The following is a 20968-nucleotide window of genomic DNA, read 5'->3' as shown; positions in this document are numbered from 1 at the left end:
AATCCCTCGGTTTTCTGATACAAACGCACCAAAAAAGGCACCTTTTGTGCCGATACCATAAACGCTAAGGGGGGGAGAATGCTTCGGTTCATCAACAACTCAATCACCAAATCAAAGGTAGGACGACAGCCGCTTTAGCCCTGCCGTTGCTCTTCGGTTGTCCGGGTCAACAATCAACACCCGCTCGTACTCCTCGACAGCACGGTACGGGATCCCCATCTTCACATAGGTATCTCCGATGAGAAGACGAATTTTCGCATGATCCGGAAAGTACTGAGACGCTTTCTGCAGGACAGAGAGCGCCATATCATAGTCTTTTTCTTTCATATAGACCCAGTATACCCTGGTGAAAAACCAAGGCCTTAGAGAGTCTTCGGTATCAAGATAATCCAGTGCCCGAACAGTCACTTCACGCGCCAGGTCATGATCCCCAAAGGCTCTCATCGTGTCGGCAAACACAAAGCGGGGATAGATTCGCTCAGGAAGCATCGCGTAAACGGCCTCTTTGCTCACGCCGTGGTACAAAAGCAGAGAAACGCACCCTTTGATGTTCTGCCTTGACGTATTCAGAAGCATGGCTTGCTTCATATGCGCGACAGCTTCTTCTGTTTCCCCACGGCCAAGCAACCAACCGGCGAACATCTTGCGCCTTTCCGGGTTTGCCGTGTCATGGGCAATCGCCATCTCAAAATAGTGCCGCCCAAGGGCCACTTGATTCTTCCGGCACAGGTATCGGGCGGTGTATTGGAGGACAGAGCTGGTTACCGGGCACAACCACAAAGCACGTTTTAATTGCTCTTCAAAGGCCTTATCCTGGCCGTAAAATGCAAAAGTTCGTGCAAGGGCAAAGGGATAAAGGGATTCCATGGGAGCAAGCAGTGTTGCACGTCCCAGAGCGACTATCACACCTTCAACCTCTTCATCCGAGGTATCCTCTTCTATGACCGTGCCCTCCACACGGTTGAACAAAGAGGATGCCCTGAGCAAACCACCCTGATACACACTGACAAGCCCCAGAAAAATCACGGCCGTAAACCACACAGCCCGCTTCTGAACCAGCGGTGACTCTGTAAGAAACGTTTCCTGTCTGCCGCGAATACGCGTATGGGAGGCTGCAACGGCAAGACTGCACATAAAGAAAAAAAACAAACCGTTTGCGTTGTTGTAAAAATTAAAATCCACCACACTGTGGAAAAAAATCGCCAGAAGCCCTGCAAAGGCTCCCAGGTAAAGACAATGGGCATAGGGATCACGACGGCTGCGATACATGATCCACGTCGCGCGAAACAACGCCACAACAAAGCATGCAACCAAAAGAGAGCCAATGACCCCACCGCATGCCAGCAGCTCGACATAGTCATTATGGGCATGGCTCACGAATTTATGACCACCCAGACTCCGATAACTCGGATAGATGGCCCCGAAGCTCCCCAGGCCGGTGCCCGCAAGGAAAAAATCGTTCACCATGCCATGGGTGTCGTCCCAGATGCTAAAACGAGTATTAACCAACTCTCCCTCTTCGTTAAAGGCTCTGCCAAACCGTTCAACAACGGGCTCCCAGCCAAACCAGGAAACAGAAAGAAACATCAAAAGAACTGCCAATGATACAAACCTCTTTCGCCGGGAGCCCCCTTTGCGAAGAGAGAAAAAACCGATCAAACAAATCATGGAAAGACACAGAGAAATGATTCCCCCACGGGACAGGCTGAGGAACACTGAAGTGCCCATAAGAACAGCCGTAAAACCCAGCAGCAGGTGAAGGTGACCTGCCGCTCCGTTCCAGAACTCCACAACCCTTTCTCTCCAGGATCCATACCTTACCTGGGGCCTGTAGTAGAGATAAAGCCCCAACACCATGGGCAAGACCATCCCCATAAATCCAGAGTAATGGTTATGGTACACATACGGCCCCACATGTGTGTTGTTAGCAGGCCCGGCATAAAAACCGTATATTTTCCCATTGGTAAAAAGGGTTTCCACAATGGCATAGACGGCCATGCATCCGGCGAGCCCGGCAACGACCAGAACCGTTTTTTTGAGTTTTGTCCGGTCCGCAAGAAGCTGCACGGCCCACCAATAGAACAGGAGATAGGCAGAGAAGCGAAAGCTCTCAGCCAAGGTTTTCCCTGGGTCAACAGAGAGAGGAATCCACCGGACCTCGTATAGTGGCCCAAGGCTCTCCCGATAAATGGCATGGGTGGCCGGTGAAAGCCATTTAACAAGAGCAACAGGAAGAGGCACGGCCTGAAACAGGAGCCAGCCCGCAAACAACCCCAGAGGCAACAGTCCCGGGACCCGGTACAATTTCTTCTTACCTTTGGTTACACCAAGATAGAGTAGCGCACCCAGGGCGCAGCCCCACTCTATAACCGAAAGTGCCCATGGATCACGGGCCCCGAAGGCAAGGGGTGAGAAAATAAGAAGAAAAAGAAATATTAGGTAAGAAAAGGAGAGCATGAATGAAAGCTGAAAAACTGGGGATTATCAGGAAATGACGTCGTCAATTAAAATATCAACAATACGCTGCGCTGCCTTGCCGTCCCATAACTCAGGCATTGAACCCGTCTTGACATGCCCCTTCTTAAGGCCGCCATAGGCCGCGAGAATATTAGAACCGGTCGTACCGATGAGGGTATTGGTCCCCTCTTCCACGGTCACGGGCCGTTCTGTATTGTCTCGAATGGTAAAGCAGGGAACCCCCAGGCCCGTGGTCTCCTCCTGCAGCCCACCGCTGTCGGTAAAGACGCACAAGGCGTCCTTCCATAAATAAAGAGCTTCCTGGTAGCCAAGGGGGTCAAGCTGAACAATTCGCTCGGACATCCTGATGCCAAAAGAATCCAACATTTTTCTGGTTCTGGGATGCACGGGAAACAGAATGGGAGTCTCTTCGGCCACCTGATTCAAGGCTTCCACAATATCAAGGAGCCTCGCCTCATTGTCCACGTTCGACGGCCTGTGGAGAGTCAAAAACAGATAATTCCCCAAGCTCTTCTTGAGGTCGTGGTTGGAAAAGGAGGTGGCTTCGGTGTTGAGGACCTTTGCGTGCTGAAAAAGAAGATTATCGATCATCACATGACCCACATAATGAATGGAGCCATCGGATTTCCCTTCCCTCAGCAGGTTCTCATTGCCGTGTTTCTCTGTGGTAAAAAAGTAATCCGTGATGGCATCGGTGACCATCCGGTTGATCTCCTCGGGCATGGTCAGATCAAAACTCCGAAGCCCCGCTTCCACATGGGCAACCTTGATCAACAACTTTTTGGCAACAATGCTGCACGCCAGGGTGGAATTGACATCTCCCACAACAAGAACCACATCAGGAGCTTCATCAAGACAGACCTTTTCGAACGCCACCATGATCTTTGCAGTCTGCTCCGAATGGGAGCCACCACCAGCGTTGAGGTGATAATCCGGCGCAGGAATACCGAGATCATCAAAAAAGCTTTCGGACATATTCGCATCATAGTGCTGCCCCGTATGGACAAGCCGGTACTCAATGGCCGTGTTGTTTTGACGGGTTTTTATGGCTCGGATGATGGGGGCGACTTTCATAAAGTTGGGGCGGGCGCCAGCAACAAGTATTATTTTCATGTGAAGTTCCGTTTCAAAACTTAAATCAAAAACAAAATAATGAGGCACACGTAAACATGGAGTCCATGCACCCACAAAATACACAGCTTTAAAAAAACTGCATTACCAAACTTTTAAACGCTTTTAAATTAGCAGATTTAGGATGCAAGAGCTTTTTCGTAAACAGCCATCGTCTTTTCGGCAATCCTAAGCCAATTGTACTTTTGGGCAACCTGAATTTTTAAATCACGAGATTGAGAGGTGGTTAGAGGGATATCAATCAGCAAATCCAACTTTTTTACCAAATCGTTTACATCACCGCACTTAAAATACCTTTCAGCAGGAAGGTCGACTTCTATGTTAGCAGGAATGTCAGAAACCAAAACCGGCAGGCCATAACTCATAGCTTCAAGAAGCGCTATTGGAAGTCCTTCATGAAAAGATGGCAATACAAATAACCTTGCATGTGAAAAAACCTGATTTAGTTCGTTACCAGTTATATATCCAGTATGGATAATTCTATCATCTGCTTCAATCATGCGCCTCAATTTCAGACTATAAGTACTTTCATGATCTGAATCTCCAGCGATCACAAGTTTCAAGTTTGTATCGAGACGCTGAAAAGCATCGACGAGAAGCGCCAAGCCTTTTTCAGGGGCAAATCGCGCTACCGCAAGAATGTAGCCGACTGATTCCAAGCCCATTTTTCTTATATAATCATCGGCTTTTGAAACATTAGGCAGTTCGACACCATTTGGTATAAACGTAGCATTATCAGAGTTGACTTTTTTTAATTGATTTTGTGATACTGTAATTACTTCATCTGACAGTTTTCTGACAAAAAACTCGCCCACCCTAAGAGTTTTCTTGGCAACCATCCCCCACTTATCATGATTATAGTTGTCACTATGGTAAGTTACTACTGTCCTGATATTTAACAACTTTAAAAATGGCAATACCAAAGCCGGTCCAATATTATGCACGTGTACAATATCAGGTCTGTGAACCGCACAACAAAAAGTCGCTATTAAGGAGTGTAAAATTGTTTCACAGTATTTATTTTTCTTAGCCCAGAGGTCAACAAATTTGATATTTGAGTATTTATTTTCAGCACTTATTTCTTGGACATAGGGTCTTCGTCTGTAGACAACAATCTGTGAGCAAGGATGAATCCCCCCTATTACAGAGTAAAGTGATTCACAGTGTTTCTCAACCCCACCTTGAACCCCTGGAAAACCTCTAGTACCAATTACTGCTATCTGCATCGGACCACCGTTGGCTATTTAAAATCTGTCGGAATATTGAAGGCTAATTTAAATTTATTCTGGGCTATCCAATAGATAGGCTTCCATGGTTTACGTACCATATCATGCCTCTCGGTGACGATAAAACAACAATCTTTTTTGCAGGATCTTACTCTATTCATAGCCTCTTTTGCTCTATTTGACCCCATAATATCCTCAAACGATGAGTCCTTCAAATTTCCCATAACCCATTTCTCATCTGATCCGTTACATGGTGTAACATTCCCCCAAGGATCTACGAAAAAAAAGTCCTCACCGGCTCCACACAAAGGTCGGTAATTTGATTCCTCACCGGAAAACCTCTTCAGAATACTTTTATTAAAATAAGCTCTCCCATAATCCTTAAACTTACCTTTGATATTTGTACGCGGAGACTGAAGAAGTGATGCTATGAACTGTCTTTCCATGTTGACAGCCTTGAGCTTGTCTTCATCAACATTATCAAATTTATGAAAATACCATGAGTTATGCATAACTGAGTTACCAAGCTCAATATCTAAGTATGAGCACAGTTCATGCAATTTTACCAAATCGTCAGCATTTTTATCGCATATGACAACGGAAAAACCAATGTTGGTACATTTGGTTTTTTTCAACTCTAAAATCGTTCGCAAAGCCCGGTCAAACCCGTCAGGCAGCCCTCTTAAGCTATCATTTATTTTAGGTAAGCCTTCAATACTTACTCGAATTAGAATACGAGGGTATTTTTCAGCAATTTCTATAATTTTATCGGTATTATAACCATTTGTACTCAACTCAAGTAAATGTGATTTTGGATAAAGTATCTCGAAAAAATCATTAATATCTTTTCTCAGTGTAGGTTCACCACCGGTAATATTTATCCGAAGCCCATCGGGTAACTTCTCCAATATATCAGGTTTAATTTCTTCTGACGGAGAAGTCGGATGCTCCCATATATTACACATGTGACATTTTGCATTACATCTGAAAGTCGTTATGATACTTCCTTGAATTATATTTTTCATAATTACCCTTGAGAATTAAGCAATAAGTATACAAAGACAGATGTAAAAATATTCCAGATTAACCTGTCGATAGAACAATTAAAAAATAGAGCGCAGGCAGAATGAAAACTTGCACGCTGCATCAGTACTACATGACACTCTGGTATATATTAACCAACTGCCTGTAAAATACATCTTCATTCAACTCCTTCTCGACAAAAAGCCTCGCGTTTTGGCCCATTTCAAAAAGCTTTTCTTCATTACGTACCAGCAATTGAATTTTATTTCTCAAATCAACCACATCCCCCGATGTAAAAGTCAAACCAGTAGCCCAATCTTTGACCAGCTCGGGGATCCCCCCGATTCGGGCACCTAAAACTGGCTTTCCCAAAGCAAAAGCCTCAATTACAGTCAATGGATTATTTTCATACCATTCCGAGGGAATCACCAAAAACATAGCCTTCTGTATTTCATTATGAAGAGCTTGCCCAGAAATATACCCCAGAAACTCTATATTGCTTATTGAATGAGCCTCCACCTTGTCTTGGAGCTTAGCCCGCAATGGCCCATCACCGATAATCGTTAACTGGAGGTTGCTATCGCAAACCGCATCAATTAGGGTCTCCACCCCTTTCTCTTGAGATAATCGTCCTACATAAACTATTCGTCTTTCTGAAAACCCGAAGCTCGGCTTAAACAAGGATAAATCAACAAAATTGGGGAGATGGACAATCTTCCCCTTCAGACCCATCTCTGTCACTTTGCTTTTTAGAAACTCACTTGGAGATATATAAAGATCAATTTTGCCATAAATGTTAAGTAGCGCATGGTGCAAATACATTTCAACCACATTAACAAGGCTTTTGAAAAAAGAACCTTTCGTACAACGTTTTATCCCACAGTGATAAAACTGTCCATTTTGACATTTTTCACAAACATTTCCACCACAAAGCATGCTATAGGTGGGGCACACCATTTTATAATCATGCATGGTCATAACAATGGGAATATCATGTGATTTTATTACGCTCAGAATAGACGGGCTAATTTGGTGGGCAAAATTATTTAAATGAACAATATCCGGTTTATTAACTTTTAGTAATGCAGATAAATTACGAGCGGCTTCCAAAGAATACAACACATTCATTGCAGCCTTAGACTTGTGAAAAAATCCAGAATCGCTATCATAACTTACGTTAGAAACAAAATACTCTTCGTATTGATACTTTGGATTATCAGGATGCTCCATTCCCCAATAAAAAACTTCATGCTTTTTCTGCGAAAGAACTTCGCCGGTTGTAAGGGTGCTGATAGCATCACCACCTTTAGGATATAGAAACTTGTTTATTAGAAGTATTTTCATTTAATTATACCGAACTCTATTTTCAGATTTATATCAGCGATTATCAATTAAGTTCTTATCTCGGTTTAACTATGAAATTGGTAACTATCATTATTTAAGAGGTTTTGAGCTATGCGTAGGTATGTCCTATGTTGATAGAGACGTCCGTTCTACGACAGATATCATCAACACTAAAGTTGAAAGATAAAGAGGAATATACAACACTCCAATAAACGGAAGACATAGCATGTGCAATAAAAGGAATCGAGACTTAGGGCAAAAACAAAAATACTTTATGAATGGTGATAAATATATCAAAACCCCAAGAAATCCGACTTGAACAAGTAGAATGAAATAAAAAGCTTCAATCCCTGAACGTTTTCCAATTAGCCATGAAGAATTAATAGATATTTCATCGTATATAGTACTACCAACCGAGTTAATTGTCCCAAAACTACCAAAACCATAGCCCAAAGGATTCTTTGAAAACAAATCGATAGAATCTTGAATGCCTATCATTTTTATAGAATATATCGAATACCCTTTCCATAATACATTACATATGTAGTAAATTTTTGCCCAATTACACACAACAACGATGACGAAAATTAAACTACACAAGTTAAACACGTATTTAGTAGTCTTATCCTTTGATTCAAACTGCATAATAAAAACAGAAATATAAGCCAGGAACAATGCCCACCTAGAAAAGCTCAACAAAATGCCTATTCCCGAAATTAATGAGAAAAAGTATTTCTTCCTCCACAAAAAGAAGACAGACCACAGAGAACACAGATACCCAAACCATAGGGGGTGACCAAAAATACTTGGAACTCTACGTAACGAAATATTTCTTCCAAAAAACTCCTCTACCCCCATAACTGTTTTAATTGAAAGCATGGGAAGATCTACTCTATATAAAAACCAAAAAGAAAATTGAGACAGACCATAAAAAACGCTAATAATAAATAGCAATGAAAAAAATTCTAGAAATAAATCAACTGAGTCTGAATGGGCTAAATTTAAAAAGCAATAAAGCCCCCAAAAAAGTAAAATTGGCTTGAAAATATAGATAAAGTCGTTTATGCACCCGTATGATGATCCGTGCTTATTGAATATAAAAACCAGCAAAAAACCTATAAAACCAAGCACCAAAAAATTTACAAAAACAATACGATTCGCCTTGAAAGCGAATAGCCCAACAAAAGCTATAAACATTTCATCGAGAAAACAAAATTTCTTAGAAAACATAAAAACAAATGAATTCTGAAAAAATAGTGCTGTTAAAATTATAGCTATAAGTGCTATTGCTAAAGATTGAATTTGTAAAGTTTGAAAACCATGTTTAGAAGTAGATGAAATATCGCTATTGACAGGAACCTCATCAATTCTATGATTTACAAAAAAAAAACTCTGATTCAATTTGATCCTCGATTCAATAAATAGGAGACTGTCAATTAGGGCTATGACAAAAATAAAATATACACGCATTGGCACATGCAACATCACGTAGTGTGCGTTACCGATCGGTGGATCCCCATCACCAATCAAACGGCCAACATAAGATGTGATGTATGATTAATTTCCGGCCGGACCCTTAAACTGCGCACATGTATTTGAGTCAAAGAGAAAGTCTCGATAGGTGACAACGACCCTGACACTGGAAGTTACTTGATATAACCCAGATCAGTTGCACTAAATTCTGGGCGGTGTTAGCCCTGAAACCTTTGAGAGCCCAACACTCAGACTTGTTGCCTATTCCTGACACCCGTTTTTTGTTGACCGCTACATTGAGGATTAACCGTTATGCAAAAAAATATGAGACATCGTATGCTTGATATTTTTAGAGAATCGCTCTTCAATAGCAACAATCTTTGTTTTCAAATTTCGAAAATCCAGAAAGGAAAATGAAAAATCCTCACAAATATCATTTAAATTAAGCAACAACTCCCCTAAGTCAGCATCCTCAAAAATACCTACAATTTTCTGTTGATTTAATTTATCGATAAACCCAATAGGCACAGAATTATACTTACATGCAAGAAGAAGTGTATGTAAACGGTTACTGAATACAAGTTGCGCGTTGCCATAAAAACTTAGCGCATTATCAAGTGTAATTAATTCACTTTTAAATTCAACTCTATCATGCCGAGATGATAATAATTTATAAATTTCATGCGCAAAGGGATAATCTGATTGAACTTGGTAGGTGACCTGTATTGAACAGTGATATTGACTCATCAATGCATCTGATAGCATTAAAATTGCATTTTTCAGCTTATCTACTTTAAGCATATCATTTTTGTATAAAGATGACCGAAACGAAAATAGACACGTTGTAACCTCGCAATCCAGGTTGTATTTATTTACACCTGAAATCTCATATGCCCACGAAAGATCAGGCGCAATATCAACGCATTGAATTCCAGAATCAGCACACATTTTTTGAGATAGGGAATCACGCACATAGTAGTGATCTACAAACATAGAGAGCAGCCTCTCTGAAAACTTCGGCATAAACCCTGATAAATATATCGACATTCCAATTCTAACAACTTTCCCTCGAAACAACTTTACTAAAGCTAAATAGCAAGCAGACAAGAGTATTTTTACTGATGCTTTTACACCTGTATATCTATGTTCGCCCACTCCGGTAACAAACACAACGTCTGTCGATGTGCACATATGTTTAATACAGGAAAAAATAAGAAATAAAACAAATGGAAATCGTGAATACGAACTCAACCTTTCACTATGCTCGATACCAATTTTGTCGAGAAATAGAGCGGATTTCTTATTTCTATCGTTTACAATAACTTGACCATAAGGACGGAGCTGTTCCAGAAGGCTTTTATATATAAGCACTTCCCCAGTGTTATCAAATGCCGCAGTTGTTTTGTAAAAAATAATTCTTTTTTGATTGATCATTTCAGATACTTCCACAGAACAGCGAGTTTAATCCAATTTCGAATCTGTCTTTTGACCATTGCTTTTGAGCCGAATGATAAATTCACCTTTGAAAAGGAGTCATAATCATCTTCATATGCACGGTCATAGACCCCATCTCTTGCTTCGGGACGACTGACGGGCTTAGATAAATGAGCTTGTGTTTTGAGAGCAGTCTGTATGTTAGAAATACGAACTTCTATGCGCTTCAATTCGGAGATAACATCCAATCCCCTTTGAGAGTTTACAAGCAGCATAGAGACACCACTTCCCGTTCGCCTGATTTTTTTTACATGCTTTTTCACACCCCAAAAATCACCAAGGGTAATATCACCTTGCCGATTAATTGAGGCAAATTTGCAAGAATAGCATGCCGGCCGGAGTGTTGAATTATTCCAAAACCCTACAAAGTAGGGACTTTTCCCCGTATCAAAATATTGTGTCTTGCCATCATTCCATGTGATCTTCCAATCATATCCCCACCCAAATCGATCTTTACTTCTGTATGAAGTGGTATCAATACTTCTGGGTTCATGTTCTTCTTTCCACATAATTTCACGCATAAAAAGCTTATTACTCGGTGTGCCGTGGCAAATAATATCTGATGTTAGCAAATTAGAATAATCTTTCCTTAGAAAACTCCTTAACCCTGCTATCTGGCATGGTGTCCCGGTATAATACACAAAAATACCTGACTCGAGAAATTTCTGCGCCTCTTTAAAAGTGTTCCGTGTATCACTTTGTGCATACTTAGATCCACGAAACTTTAAGCAATCCTCGATTGTCCTCGCCATCGAATGATATAAGTTCCAGCTCTTATCGTAAGCAACACCAAAAACTACGCCGCCTCTACTTATTACCTCCGTAGCAATAGCCAGAAATAGTCCACCCGAAGTAGCTTCACTTCTGTCTTTCTTCTCTTTAGCCCAAGCTGCTAAAACTTTAAGAGGGTAGGTCTTATGTCTTTTCGTAGGTGTTATTAAATTTGGACAAACTCGATCACATAGACCACATTGAATACACATTGACTCATTAAATACGGGATAGAGGAACCCCTCATGATCGAGCATCATTGTAATAGCATCAGACTCGCATATCTGCTCACACGCTCTGCATCCATAGCAACTATCTGGTGATTTGGACATTTTTTGAAAAATTATAGGATTCATGAGCAATAATTACGCCTGAGAAATTTTCGTGGCAGGAATCCCAGCCCAAACAGACCGTTTTTCCGTAGAGTTAAGTAATACTGAATTTGCACCTACCACACTGTACTGCCCGACAATCAACTCATCACCTGCACAAAGTATTTTTGCACCAGCGCAAAGTATGGCACCATCTTGAATTTCTATTCTAATTTTTCGATGTCTATTTCTATTCACATCGGCCCTTCCAATTGTTACTCCTTGATATATCGTAACATTATTGCCAATAATAGTTGAGCCATGAATAACAAGCCCTGTTGCCCAATGCGCAAGCACAACATCACGACCGATTTGAACGGTAAGAGGAATCTCGACGCCAATCATTTTCAGAATCAAATATGATATTTTTCGCAGCCCATAAATTTTCCGCATCCATAAACATACTATTATAAATTTATCCCCCATAAAATTTACCCCAGCCTGATTGCAATATGAAGGCTCTGTTATAAAGATAACCAATGCAAAAGCATTATATTTAAGAGTTGACAACTTCAGTAATGATCTATAATTTTCGTTTTCGACAACTTATTAATATTTTAAAGAATAGTATATATAATCACAGTCAATCTCCTCCCGCAGAGCGGGAGGCCTCAGGCCCCCCCCCTCAAAGAGGGCGTTCACTTAGGGAAAGCCCCTACGGGGCTTAATGAACGTTGCTGAAAATCAAATTCTAATTGTTTGTCGTGTTTTTCCTGCTCTCTGATATATTTACGTATTGTCGCTTCATCTAACCCAACTGTGCTGACACAGTAGCCTCTCGGCCAGAAGTAGAACCCCAAAAGCCGTTGTGTCTTCAACACCTTACAATGAATAAAGACTACACTCTTTCCCTTCAAGAAACCAATGATAAAGGCTATGCTGAACTTCGGAGGGACACTCAAACGCATATGGATATGGTCCGGCATTAGATGCCCTTCGAGTAACTCAACACCTTTTTGACGGCACAACTCCTTTAGTATCTCTCCAACTTGCCTTCGAAATTTGCCATACAGCTTCTTTTGACGGTACTTCGGTACGATTACAATATGATATTTACAATCCCATCGGGTATGGGATAGGTTTCGACAATCGTGCATTGGTTCTCCCTCCAGTCATTCCCAGCAGGGGCTTTCCCGAGGAAGAACCTATTTCTTTTCTCGCCGGATGGGTAGAACCTATCCGGGTCCTCCACCAGAGGTGGAGGATTTATATCTGTTTTAAAAATCTACTCTTAAATTAATTTTGCAAAAAAGACGACTGATAGCGGATAAGACAAATCGCTTTTCCTGGTCTGAAAACAGAACGATCCATGAAGATAGAGCTATTATCGTTACCCCAATCATAGTCGTTAAAAAAATCCTAAAAGGATATAGTTGAAATTGTGTAAACGCCCAATAGGTCGTCCCAAAGCTCAAACCAAAAACCAGTATTGAAGGGAACAGTACCTGAACAGAAAATACTCGCACATTAACTCCACATTGTTTGTTTGCATGGTATAGTCGCCCCGCGCCAAGTATAATCTCGGCAAAAACGATCGTAAGTAGTGTCATATACGCGTCAACTTTGATCCACAATAGAAAAGCACCAACTGGTAAAACAAGTAACTGGACCAATGTCAAAAGTTTCTGATAATCGGCTATATTGCCTGATGCATGAATTAATGGTTGAAAAGGATATGTCATCGATCTCAATACAGGTGTAACAAGAATAATTCGACAGAACCAAACAGAGTATTCTGGTGGATCGTTTAGCCAAAATTTGAAAACACTTTCCATTTCTAACCATAAGGGAATTGCTATTATTAACACCAAGAGATACCCTGCCTTCGATATGCTAAAAGCCAAACGAATTGCATCATCAGAACGGCCTTCGCCCACACGGCTTATCGTCTGAGGACTAGCTACTTTATTTAAAACGGCACTCATATACTTTGTCTGACCACTTACTTGCCGTGCAATACCATACGCAGCATTGACCCTGACCCCTAAAAAATAATTAAAAACAATCGCCAGGCCCTGCCCTTGAAGTACCTCACTAAATGCTGTCATTGTAGTCCACCCGGTAAACGCAAGCATTTTTTTAAATTCTACTAATCGAACAGAAGATAAACACAATGTAGTTTCATTAAAATTAAGACGACAATACAGCCATTTTACAAACAACACACACAGCATTAACAGTGAAATAAAGAGACCGTACATTTTCAAACGATCAAAAGGAAGAAACAACAAAGCAACTGCGATAACAACTTTAAAAGCAGATTCAATGACCCCGACAATTGCGATGAACCCCATCCTTTCATGCGCCGTAATTCCTGCTTCATATGGAACAGAAGCAATCGAAAATAAGGTCGTAATTGCCATTGACTGGTATATGAATTTTGCCGAAGAAATACGTTGTGATGGGATATTTAGTACACCATTAAATAATGGCACCGCTGAAACTTGCAAAATGAAATAAACTACTATCCCTATAATAATATGCATGACAACACTGGTACTGAAGACCCTGTTCAAAGACATCATATCTCTTCGGCCAATCTCGAAAGACAGATGCCTCTGCACAGAAGCGGCCATTGCCATGTTCATAAACGAGAGAATTCCTATTGTACCAGCGATTAAATTAAAAATACCGAAGTCAGAAACGCCTAAAGCCTGCAGTACAATGCGTGTGGAAAATAGAGCAAGCCCAATAGAGAAAACCATTTTAAGAGATAAGACAAATGTATTAAATGCAATTCGATTTTTTGAATCCATTGAGTATTACCCTATCTTATTCCCTTTTATAAAACCTATCAGACCAATTCTTTCTATGAATACCTTTCCAAGCTCATACCATTGAAATGAGTTTTTTATATAATCTACTCTTCGAGCTCGTAATTGGGGATCATATTGTTCCACGTCAAGCATAGTTTTAATTGTTTGAACCCACTTGCTAACTTTTAGATCAACACAATAACCGTATTCCTGACTCACTAAAATATCCAAAGGACCACCTTCTGGTGTTGAAATAACGGGGCAGCCTCTATACAGAGCTTCCATTACAACCATTCCATATATTTCATAATTTGTCGGCAATAAAAAAATGTCAGAGTGTTTATACAAAATATGAACTTCTGAATTATCTACACGCTCAATGTGCAATACACAATTATCAAGCGACATTTCATGAATCCAGTTTTGAAATTCTCTGTATTGAGGCCCTTGCCCTACAGCAAGTAGGCCTATTGACAGACCATCATCTCTCAATGCTGCTAAAACCTGAAGCAAAAATTTTGGATTCCGTCTTGGTTCAATTTTTCCAATATATAACAAAAGTGTGTCGAATTTTGCTTTGAATTCAGACGTTAGTCTTAAAAGATCCTGATTATCTAATTCTCTAACAATATCCAAACCAATAGGAAAAAGATTTACATCTGTATACTTTTTACTCAAAAGATAACTCTTTGCCATGGTCGTCTTTGCAAAAACAAAATCAGAATTAGCAACTATCATTTGTTTGAAAATTCGATCAAAAAACAACTGAAATATGTATTTATAACCTTTATAGTTTTTATACATTCCTTGAATAAAAACTGTCATTATTCCTGAGCGCCGAGCTGCTCGAAGGATAAGCGGGGTCATTAGCTGAGAGTCACCTCCTACTTGAATGAAACAATAATCCATGCTTGTGACTCGTTTAATCAATCCTGGAAAATAGACAATCTCCCTGAATATTTTAACTTTTTTCACAGGGACAACACGTAACTTACGATTCTTGAACTTGTAAATAACCGTGGGGCGACTTATATTTTTAAAATTCGCGTAAAAATCAACACTTAAGCCCAACTTAACCATGCCTTTAGCCTGCCCAATTGCTTGAACATTATAGGATAAAGGGTCTACTATCCCGGATCCAGTCTGTACTATTGCGGCAACTCGATTTGAACTCACTTTATCCATCGGCCTATCCATCGCTGAAAAGTATAACTAAGCCAGTAACGGGCTCCTTTCAACCATCGTACCTCAGATAGTTTTAAGTCGTATATTGGAACTTTTCGGCCCAAAAATCGTTCAAATTTGAAATAAAATGGCGCCGAAATTTTTTGATTCTTGAGCATCATTTGCTGAGAGCGGTTTACTTCAGTACTTTTTACAGCGTTTAGGAGTATACTTTCAGCTCTCTGTGCCTGGACTAAATAATCATGAAATGCCGGACTCCGAACGACCACAGAATTGACTCCTATTTCATTAAAATAGGGATCAATATGAATATCCCCAAATGAAACATCAGCCAACATTCCATAGTGGTCTACACAAAAAGAACAACGCCTTGGCTTAAAATAACTTCGAAGGCTCTCATAGTACTCTATGAATGGAACAGATATTACTTTTTTGTCAGTTAAAATCTTCATGAAGCCAAGACATCCGTTATCCCTGTAGGTAAATTTTTTCACGTCACCTGGCTTAATATTTTGTTTTTTACATAAATACTTCTGAGCGTCGAAATTTCGATTTGAGCTACAATAAATCGAGAAATATCCTGCAACATTGGCACGAAATTTTTCATTCAGCTCTTCCGTTTTTCTCATGCCTTGAATATGACAAGGAAGGCCTACGATAATAACTTTACCATGAAATGACATCACTTCATTGACCACCCCATTCAATGACACAGGACAGTACTTCGAGCTCATGCTGTCAATAATTTCCTCTCGCGTTTTAGCTATAAAGGTTTGGGTCCTCATGGGATTTGATTCGGAAAAACGCGTAACAACAGCACCGTCAATCACATTTGATTCAAGTAAAAAAATCAAAAACTGGCTCAAAAGCCCACCGGATGCTGCATGGTATCGAACTCCATGGTCTTGACTCCACCCTGTGTAGCAACCAACATATGGCCCAATGTAGGGGTCGACCATAACCCCGCCTGCACCGAAGTATTTCTGCGACTTGTTTTCAATATCAATCCCGTGTCCCGGGCATACTTTAAAGCAGTGATTGCACCCTTTATCATGCGCGCATTTAGCTGAATCAATATGCGGAACATTGATAGCTTTCGTCTCAACAATATGAATCGCATTCATTGGGCATGCATCTTCGCAAACACCGCAACCTAAACACAGCCCGTTATCCACGACCCAGCGAATATTATGCCCAGAATTCATGCGCATTTTGATTCCAAAACACGTTCAATTTCGTTGCAAAGATCATAGATATCTTCGTAAATACCAGGCATTATTTCGTTAAGTTTTGCCCTGACTATTTGGCGATCACGCCATAATGCACTTGTCCTCCGTGTAAGGTCCTCAAAGTCTTTATTAATATCCCACACATATTCCGGCATTCTAAGAAAACGCATCATGCCTTCAGACTTATGACTATACTGCATAACAAGCGAAGGAACAGACAAAGATATTGCAGCTATAACTGAATGCATACGGCTACCAATAAACAATTCACTTTTACCTATAACACCTTTAACCTCTTGAGGCGTCACTTCCTGTTCTAAAGCAAAAAGACGATCTGTTTTATTTATTTTTGATAGAATAAGCTCGATGGGAAAACGGTCGTCGCCATCTTTTGACTGATACTCATCTATAGTATAACTCATCTTCTTTGGATAAAGCTGATGGGGAATTAAAACAATTGGTATTTCGAAATTATTCAATATCCACTCAATATATTCTATCATCAATGAAATATAATCTTGCCCCCTTTCCTTGTAGAGATTATACATAAGGACCGAAACATTAAGACCTATGAACTTTTCACCTCCCTCTAAACCCGATTGTCTCAACAATTCATCACGGCGATAATCCGAGCAAGGTTCTAAAACAAAAGCAGTATCATGCACCAATCGCAACCGATTCAAACCATGCGGTTTCAGGTATTCAAAAGTATTCTGATCTCTTACTGTAATCGCATCAAATTTTTTTAACCCCAATAGAGCAAGTTTATCTTTAAAACCACCATTAAAAGGCCCAATAGAGGAAGTAAATAAAATTAGAGGCACTCCTTGTCGTTTTAAAAAAATTGTCTTTCGTAGTAATTTATATGGTGGAACAGTAATATACCCATCTCCCCATGCTGATACAACAACATCGACTTGAGAAACGATTCTACGAATTTGAAGCATTGCAACTATTTGTGATTTTGATCGTTGAATATATGAAATTTTATAAGGTAAATACCCGAACTGTAACTTATCTACCTCGGGGTCAGATGAAAACAATACAATTTCACATTTTGGATACTTCTCATTCAACAATTCTATATCACTAATAATGAATGCATTTGTCCCAATACTTATACATGAGCTTGAAGCCAAACAGTCCAAAAAAATCTTCATCGTCTCCCCCTGGGTATAATTTATTACAGATACCCTAAAAAAAGATATCTACAGGATTAGAAATACGGAACTGTTAATCCATAATATTATTTCGTGAGAACTGCACACAACCAATCCTGGCAACGGTCAAGAGTTTATGACTGATTTAAACCCTAAATGGTTAACTTAAAGAGATCTTAGGATCGCCATGACGTATCAATATTTCTACAACCGCCAAAAATCCCCACCCCAATCCCTCATCTCATCCGGATCCAGAACACTTTTGACATCAATGAGAGACCCATTGGTTTTGATTTTGTCTGTGAACGCTTCAAGGGGCATCGCTTTGTATTCGCGATGGGCGGTGGCGATGACGACGGCGTCGACGTCTTGGATTTCGTCGAAGGGGGTCAGCTCGATGCCGTAATGGCGCTTGGCCTCGAGGGGGTCGACCTGAGAGTCGTGGACGTGGACATGGATGCCGTAGGATTGGAACTCTTCGACGATGTCCACAACGCGGGTATTACGCAGATCCGGGCAGTCTTCTTTGAAAGTAAGGCCGAGGACGGCCACGGAAGAGCCGTTGTTCAGGCATCCGTTTTTCATGAGGCGCTTTACGGTGGTCTGGGCGATGTACTTGCCCATGGAATCGTTACGCTTGCGGCCGGAGAGGATCACTTCGGGGTGATAGCCTTCCACCTGGGCTTTGTAGGTGAGATAGTAAGGGTCAACGCCGATGCAGTGGCCGCCCACAAGGCCGGGTCTGAAGGGGAGAAAATTCCACTTGGTTCCCGCGGCTTCAAGAACATTGAGGGTATCGATGTTCAGGGTGTCGAAGATGATGGCCAGCTCATTGATGAGGGCGATGTTGAGGTCCCTTTGCGTGTTTTCAATGACTTTAGCGGCTTCGGCTTCCTTTATGGTTGCCGTGGGATGGACTCCTGCGGTGATGATGGAGCCGTAGAGGGATTTTACTTTTTCAAGGGTATCCGGGGTGTCGCCTGAGACAACCTTCGTGATGGTAGTAAGGGTTCGTACTTTGTCCCCCGGGTTGATGCGCTCTGGGGAGTAGCCCACATGGAAATCCGTTTTCCACGTCATGCCCGATTCCTTCTCAAGGATGGGCACACAGATATCTTCCGTTGCTCCCGGGAAAACCGTGGACTCGTACACCACGACGGTCCCTTTGCTCATGTGACGGCCCACGGTCTCGGAGGAAGACATAAGGGGTGAAAAATCTGGTTGATGGGCTTCATTGATGGGCGTCGGCACAGCCACGATAATAAAATCGGCTTTTCCGATCATTGTGGGGTCGCTGGTTGCCGAAAATTTTACCGCTGCTTTGAAGGCCCCTGCATCCACTTCCCCGGTGTTGTCCACGCCCCTGCGGCAATTTTCAACCAGGGACTCTTTGATATCAAAACCGATGGTCTCGTATTGTTTTCCAAATTCCAGGGCCAGGGGAAGCCCAACGTATCCCAAACCGACAACGGCGATGACTGGATTATGTATCATGATGGTTGGCTCCGTTATTCTCCCGATATTTCCTGAGAAAACGATCAGATCAGAGCAACAAGGAATTGTTGCCGCTGGACCTCACGATTGTCTGATCGAGCGTCTCACCCGTCGGGCGAGCCAAGGGCTCCATCCTGCATGTTATCAGAGCTTTGGGATACACAACCCAATTTGAGGCCCTGATGCATTGAATATGGCAGCGCTCAGCTCATGAAATATTCGGTTTCGATGTGTTCTTGGTTTGCCGACTCCGATTCTTCTGCCAGAGAATGTGTATAGCTCAGTCAGAATATAATGGCGGAACGAAGAACCAGACACCTTTCACCTGAATGTCTTATAACCGATAACCACGATCTTCCAGCACCTTCTGTAAGGCCGTCCTTGCCTCCTTTTCTCCATGTACCAAAGTGATCTTACCCGGCTTCTCGGGCATCTCTTCCACCCAACGCACCAGCTCGCTCTGGTCGGCGTGGGCTGAATACCCCCCGAGTTCGTGAAGCCTTGCGTTGACCTGGACTTTCTCCCCGTTGATCCGAACGTAACCGTTCTTTCGGGAGCCGTATGTGATGATATCGCGACCGAGCGTGCCTTTGGCCTGGTATCCCACAAAAAAGAGATCGTTCTTTGCGTCTTCCAGGCCAGCTTCCAGATGGTCGATGATCCGGCCTCCGGTGCACATGCCACTGCCCGCGATAATAACCGCCGGCCCGGAAACCGTGAGAGATTTTTGGTGATCTCTGTAGGACTTTACCGCAAAAAGCGTCGCAAAGTCGATGGGATGATCGCCCTCTTTAAGCAGGCGTTTTGATTCTTTATCCCAGAATTCGCTCAAAGAGCCGTATATATGGGTGACATTGAGCCCCAGGGGAGAATCCACAAAAACCGGAATGTTTTTCAGGTCACTCCCCTGCCCTGCCGCTTCACCTTGTTTCTGAGACGAAAGGATCCGGTCAATCTCATAAATCAACTCCTGGGTACGCCCCAGGGAAAAGGCGGGGATGAACACCTTGCCGCCGTCGGCCAAGGCCCTTTTCAACACCTTCTCCAGTCGTTGGGTTCGGTCGCCCCTTGCCTCATGGTTCCGATCCCCGTAGGTAGATTCCATGATGAGAAGGTCGCAGGCATCGGGTGGATCCGGGTCGCATAGAATTGGCGACCCTTTGCAGCCCAGGTCCCCTGAAAAAAGAATCCGGTAGGGTGCCGGGTCTCCTGGAATTGTGAAATGGATAAAACAAGACCCCAGAATATGCCCTGCGTGCCCAAACTTGAACCGAACCCCTTTGTTCAGGCGAAAGGACTGCTGATACTCGAATCCCCAAGAGAGCTCGTCGATTGCAGCCTCAAGCCGCTTAACCTCCTCTTTGGAACGATTTGAAAACCCCATGGCGTCATGGAGCATGGGGATGAGAAGCGCCTTGGTGGGATGCGTGCAGAGGATCTCCCCTGAGAACCCCGCATCAATAAGGTCCGGCACCCGGCCGATGTGATCGATATGGGCATGGGTCAAGAACAGATAATCGATGTCCGCAGGCTCCACAGGCCACTCGGAGAACGGCACAAGGGAATCCTCTCCCATGGCCAGTCCGCAATCGATCAACATGGTCGGACCATGGGTGATTGTGAGGAGGTGGCAAGAGCCGGTGACGGATGTGTGAGCGCCGAGATGGGTCAGGGAATAGGGCATAAAATAGGGGCTTAAGGGCTAAGGGCTAAGGGCAGCCCTTTCAATGTAGTACTTTTATTTTTTGCGTTTCGAAATCAGCTTGGCGGTTGAAACATGTGAGCTTTTCGAGCAATGACCCTTCTTGTCCTTTGGCTTTTTAGGGCCTCTCT

Annotated in this window: 16 protein-coding genes; all 16 read right to left on the bottom strand. The window is 42.2% G+C overall.

Translation table 11 applies throughout. The annotated features are described in order from the left end of the window. Positions 1-111 precede the first annotated feature (111 nt). Positions 112-2457, bottom strand: coding sequence for an O-antigen ligase family protein (locus MSL71_RS21250; RefSeq protein WP_180144570.1), 2346 nt, complete (start codon positions 2455-2457; stop codon positions 112-114). Between the two features lie 27 nt (positions 2458-2484). Next, positions 2485-3591 carry a non-hydrolyzing UDP-N-acetylglucosamine 2-epimerase gene (gene wecB / locus MSL71_RS21245; protein WP_180144567.1) on the bottom strand — a complete coding sequence of 369 codons (1107 nt, stop codon included), beginning with the start codon at positions 3589-3591 and terminating at the stop codon, positions 2485-2487. A 137-nt stretch (positions 3592-3728) separates the two neighbouring features. Next, complete coding sequence (locus tag MSL71_RS21240) at positions 3729-4835, bottom strand: glycosyltransferase family 4 protein (protein ID WP_180144564.1); 1107 nt, start codon at positions 4833-4835, stop codon at positions 3729-3731. Positions 4836-4849: 14 nt separating this feature from the next. Continuing rightward, positions 4850-5860: a radical SAM protein gene (locus MSL71_RS21235; protein WP_180144561.1), complete on the bottom strand. Its 1011-nt coding sequence runs from the start codon at positions 5858-5860 to the stop codon at positions 4850-4852. A gap of 127 nt (positions 5861-5987) precedes the next feature. Next, positions 5988-7202, bottom strand: coding sequence for a glycosyltransferase family 4 protein (locus MSL71_RS21230; protein ID WP_180144558.1), 1215 nt, complete (start codon positions 7200-7202; stop codon positions 5988-5990). 126 nt (positions 7203-7328) lie between these two features. Further along, positions 7329-8603 carry a hypothetical protein gene (locus MSL71_RS21225; RefSeq protein WP_180144555.1) on the bottom strand — a complete coding sequence of 425 codons (1275 nt, stop codon included), beginning with the start codon at positions 8601-8603 and terminating at the stop codon, positions 7329-7331. A 375-nt stretch (positions 8604-8978) separates the two neighbouring features. Continuing rightward, on the bottom strand, positions 8979-10109 hold the full coding sequence (locus MSL71_RS21220; protein ID WP_180144552.1) for a polysaccharide pyruvyl transferase family protein: 1131 nt from the start codon (positions 10107-10109) through the stop codon (positions 8979-8981). Then, positions 10106-11296 carry a Coenzyme F420 hydrogenase/dehydrogenase, beta subunit C-terminal domain gene (locus tag MSL71_RS21215; protein ID WP_180144549.1) on the bottom strand — a complete coding sequence of 397 codons (1191 nt, stop codon included), beginning with the start codon at positions 11294-11296 and terminating at the stop codon, positions 10106-10108. The genes MSL71_RS21220 and MSL71_RS21215 overlap by 4 nt, the downstream gene beginning before the upstream one ends. A 9-nt stretch (positions 11297-11305) precedes the next feature. Beyond that, positions 11306-11737, bottom strand: coding sequence for a serine O-acetyltransferase (locus MSL71_RS21210; RefSeq protein WP_180144546.1), 432 nt, complete (start codon positions 11735-11737; stop codon positions 11306-11308). 212 nt (positions 11738-11949) lie between these two features. Next, positions 11950-12408, bottom strand: a complete 459-nt coding sequence (tnpA, locus tag MSL71_RS21205; RefSeq protein WP_180144543.1) for an IS200/IS605 family transposase — start codon at positions 12406-12408, stop codon at positions 11950-11952. Positions 12409-12528: 120 nt separating this feature from the next. After that, a complete protein-coding gene (locus MSL71_RS21200) occupies positions 12529-14067 on the bottom strand; it encodes an MATE family efflux transporter (RefSeq protein ID WP_180144540.1) in 1539 nt (512 codons plus the stop codon). Positions 14068-14073: 6 nt separating this feature from the next. Beyond that, complete coding sequence (locus MSL71_RS21195; protein ID WP_180144537.1) at positions 14074-15252, bottom strand: glycosyltransferase; 1179 nt, start codon at positions 15250-15252, stop codon at positions 14074-14076. Then, a complete protein-coding gene (locus tag MSL71_RS21190) occupies positions 15240-16457 on the bottom strand; it encodes a Coenzyme F420 hydrogenase/dehydrogenase, beta subunit C-terminal domain (RefSeq protein ID WP_180144534.1) in 1218 nt (405 codons plus the stop codon). The genes MSL71_RS21195 and MSL71_RS21190 overlap by 13 nt, the downstream gene beginning before the upstream one ends. After that, entirely contained in the window at positions 16454-17641 is a 1188-nt protein-coding gene (locus MSL71_RS21185; protein ID WP_180144531.1) for a polysaccharide pyruvyl transferase family protein, read from the bottom strand. Before MSL71_RS21185 ends, MSL71_RS21190 begins: the two co-directional genes overlap by 4 nt. 204 nt (positions 17642-17845) lie before the next feature. Further along, a complete protein-coding gene (locus tag MSL71_RS21180; protein ID WP_180144528.1) occupies positions 17846-19135 on the bottom strand; it encodes a nucleotide sugar dehydrogenase in 1290 nt (429 codons plus the stop codon). Positions 19136-19469: 334 nt separating this feature from the next. Beyond that, complete coding sequence (locus MSL71_RS21175) at positions 19470-20819, bottom strand: MBL fold metallo-hydrolase RNA specificity domain-containing protein (protein WP_180144517.1); 1350 nt, start codon at positions 20817-20819, stop codon at positions 19470-19472. Positions 20820-20968: the final 149 nt, after the last annotated feature.

The organism is Desulfoluna butyratoxydans (assembly GCF_900699765.1).
Classification (GTDB): domain Bacteria; phylum Desulfobacterota; class Desulfobacteria; order Desulfobacterales; family Desulfolunaceae; genus Desulfoluna; species Desulfoluna butyratoxydans.
Note: the sequence above shows the minus strand (reverse complement) of the source record. Positions and strands in the feature narration are given on the sequence as shown.

Coding starts and splice junctions, on each gene's coding strand:
- MSL71_RS21250 (WP_180144570.1), bottom strand. CDS start 2,457: ATGCTCTCCTTTTCTTACCTAATATTTCTTTTTCTTCTTATTTTCTCA.
- wecB (WP_180144567.1), bottom strand. CDS start 3,591: ATGAAAATAATACTTGTTGCTGGCGCCCGCCCCAACTTTATGAAAGTC.
- MSL71_RS21240 (WP_180144564.1), bottom strand. CDS start 4,835: ATGCAGATAGCAGTAATTGGTACTAGAGGTTTTCCAGGGGTTCAAGGT.
- MSL71_RS21235 (WP_180144561.1), bottom strand. CDS start 5,860: ATGAAAAATATAATTCAAGGAAGTATCATAACGACTTTCAGATGTAAT.
- MSL71_RS21230 (WP_180144558.1), bottom strand. CDS start 7,202: ATGAAAATACTTCTAATAAACAAGTTTCTATATCCTAAAGGTGGTGAT.
- MSL71_RS21220 (WP_180144552.1), bottom strand. CDS start 10,109: ATGATCAATCAAAAAAGAATTATTTTTTACAAAACAACTGCGGCATTT.
- MSL71_RS21215 (WP_180144549.1), bottom strand. CDS start 11,296: ATGAATCCTATAATTTTTCAAAAAATGTCCAAATCACCAGATAGTTGC.
- MSL71_RS21210 (WP_180144546.1), bottom strand. CDS start 11,737: ATGGGGGATAAATTTATAATAGTATGTTTATGGATGCGGAAAATTTAT.
- tnpA (WP_180144543.1), bottom strand. CDS start 12,408: ATGCACGATTGTCGAAACCTATCCCATACCCGATGGGATTGTAAATAT.
- MSL71_RS21200 (WP_180144540.1), bottom strand. CDS start 14,067: ATGGATTCAAAAAATCGAATTGCATTTAATACATTTGTCTTATCTCTT.
- MSL71_RS21195 (WP_180144537.1), bottom strand. CDS start 15,252: ATGGATAAAGTGAGTTCAAATCGAGTTGCCGCAATAGTACAGACTGGA.
- MSL71_RS21190 (WP_180144534.1), bottom strand. CDS start 16,457: ATGAATTCTGGGCATAATATTCGCTGGGTCGTGGATAACGGGCTGTGT.
- MSL71_RS21185 (WP_180144531.1), bottom strand. CDS start 17,641: ATGAAGATTTTTTTGGACTGTTTGGCTTCAAGCTCATGTATAAGTATT.
- MSL71_RS21180 (WP_180144528.1), bottom strand. CDS start 19,135: ATGATACATAATCCAGTCATCGCCGTTGTCGGTTTGGGATACGTTGGG.
- MSL71_RS21175 (WP_180144517.1), bottom strand. CDS start 20,819: ATGCCCTATTCCCTGACCCATCTCGGCGCTCACACATCCGTCACCGGC.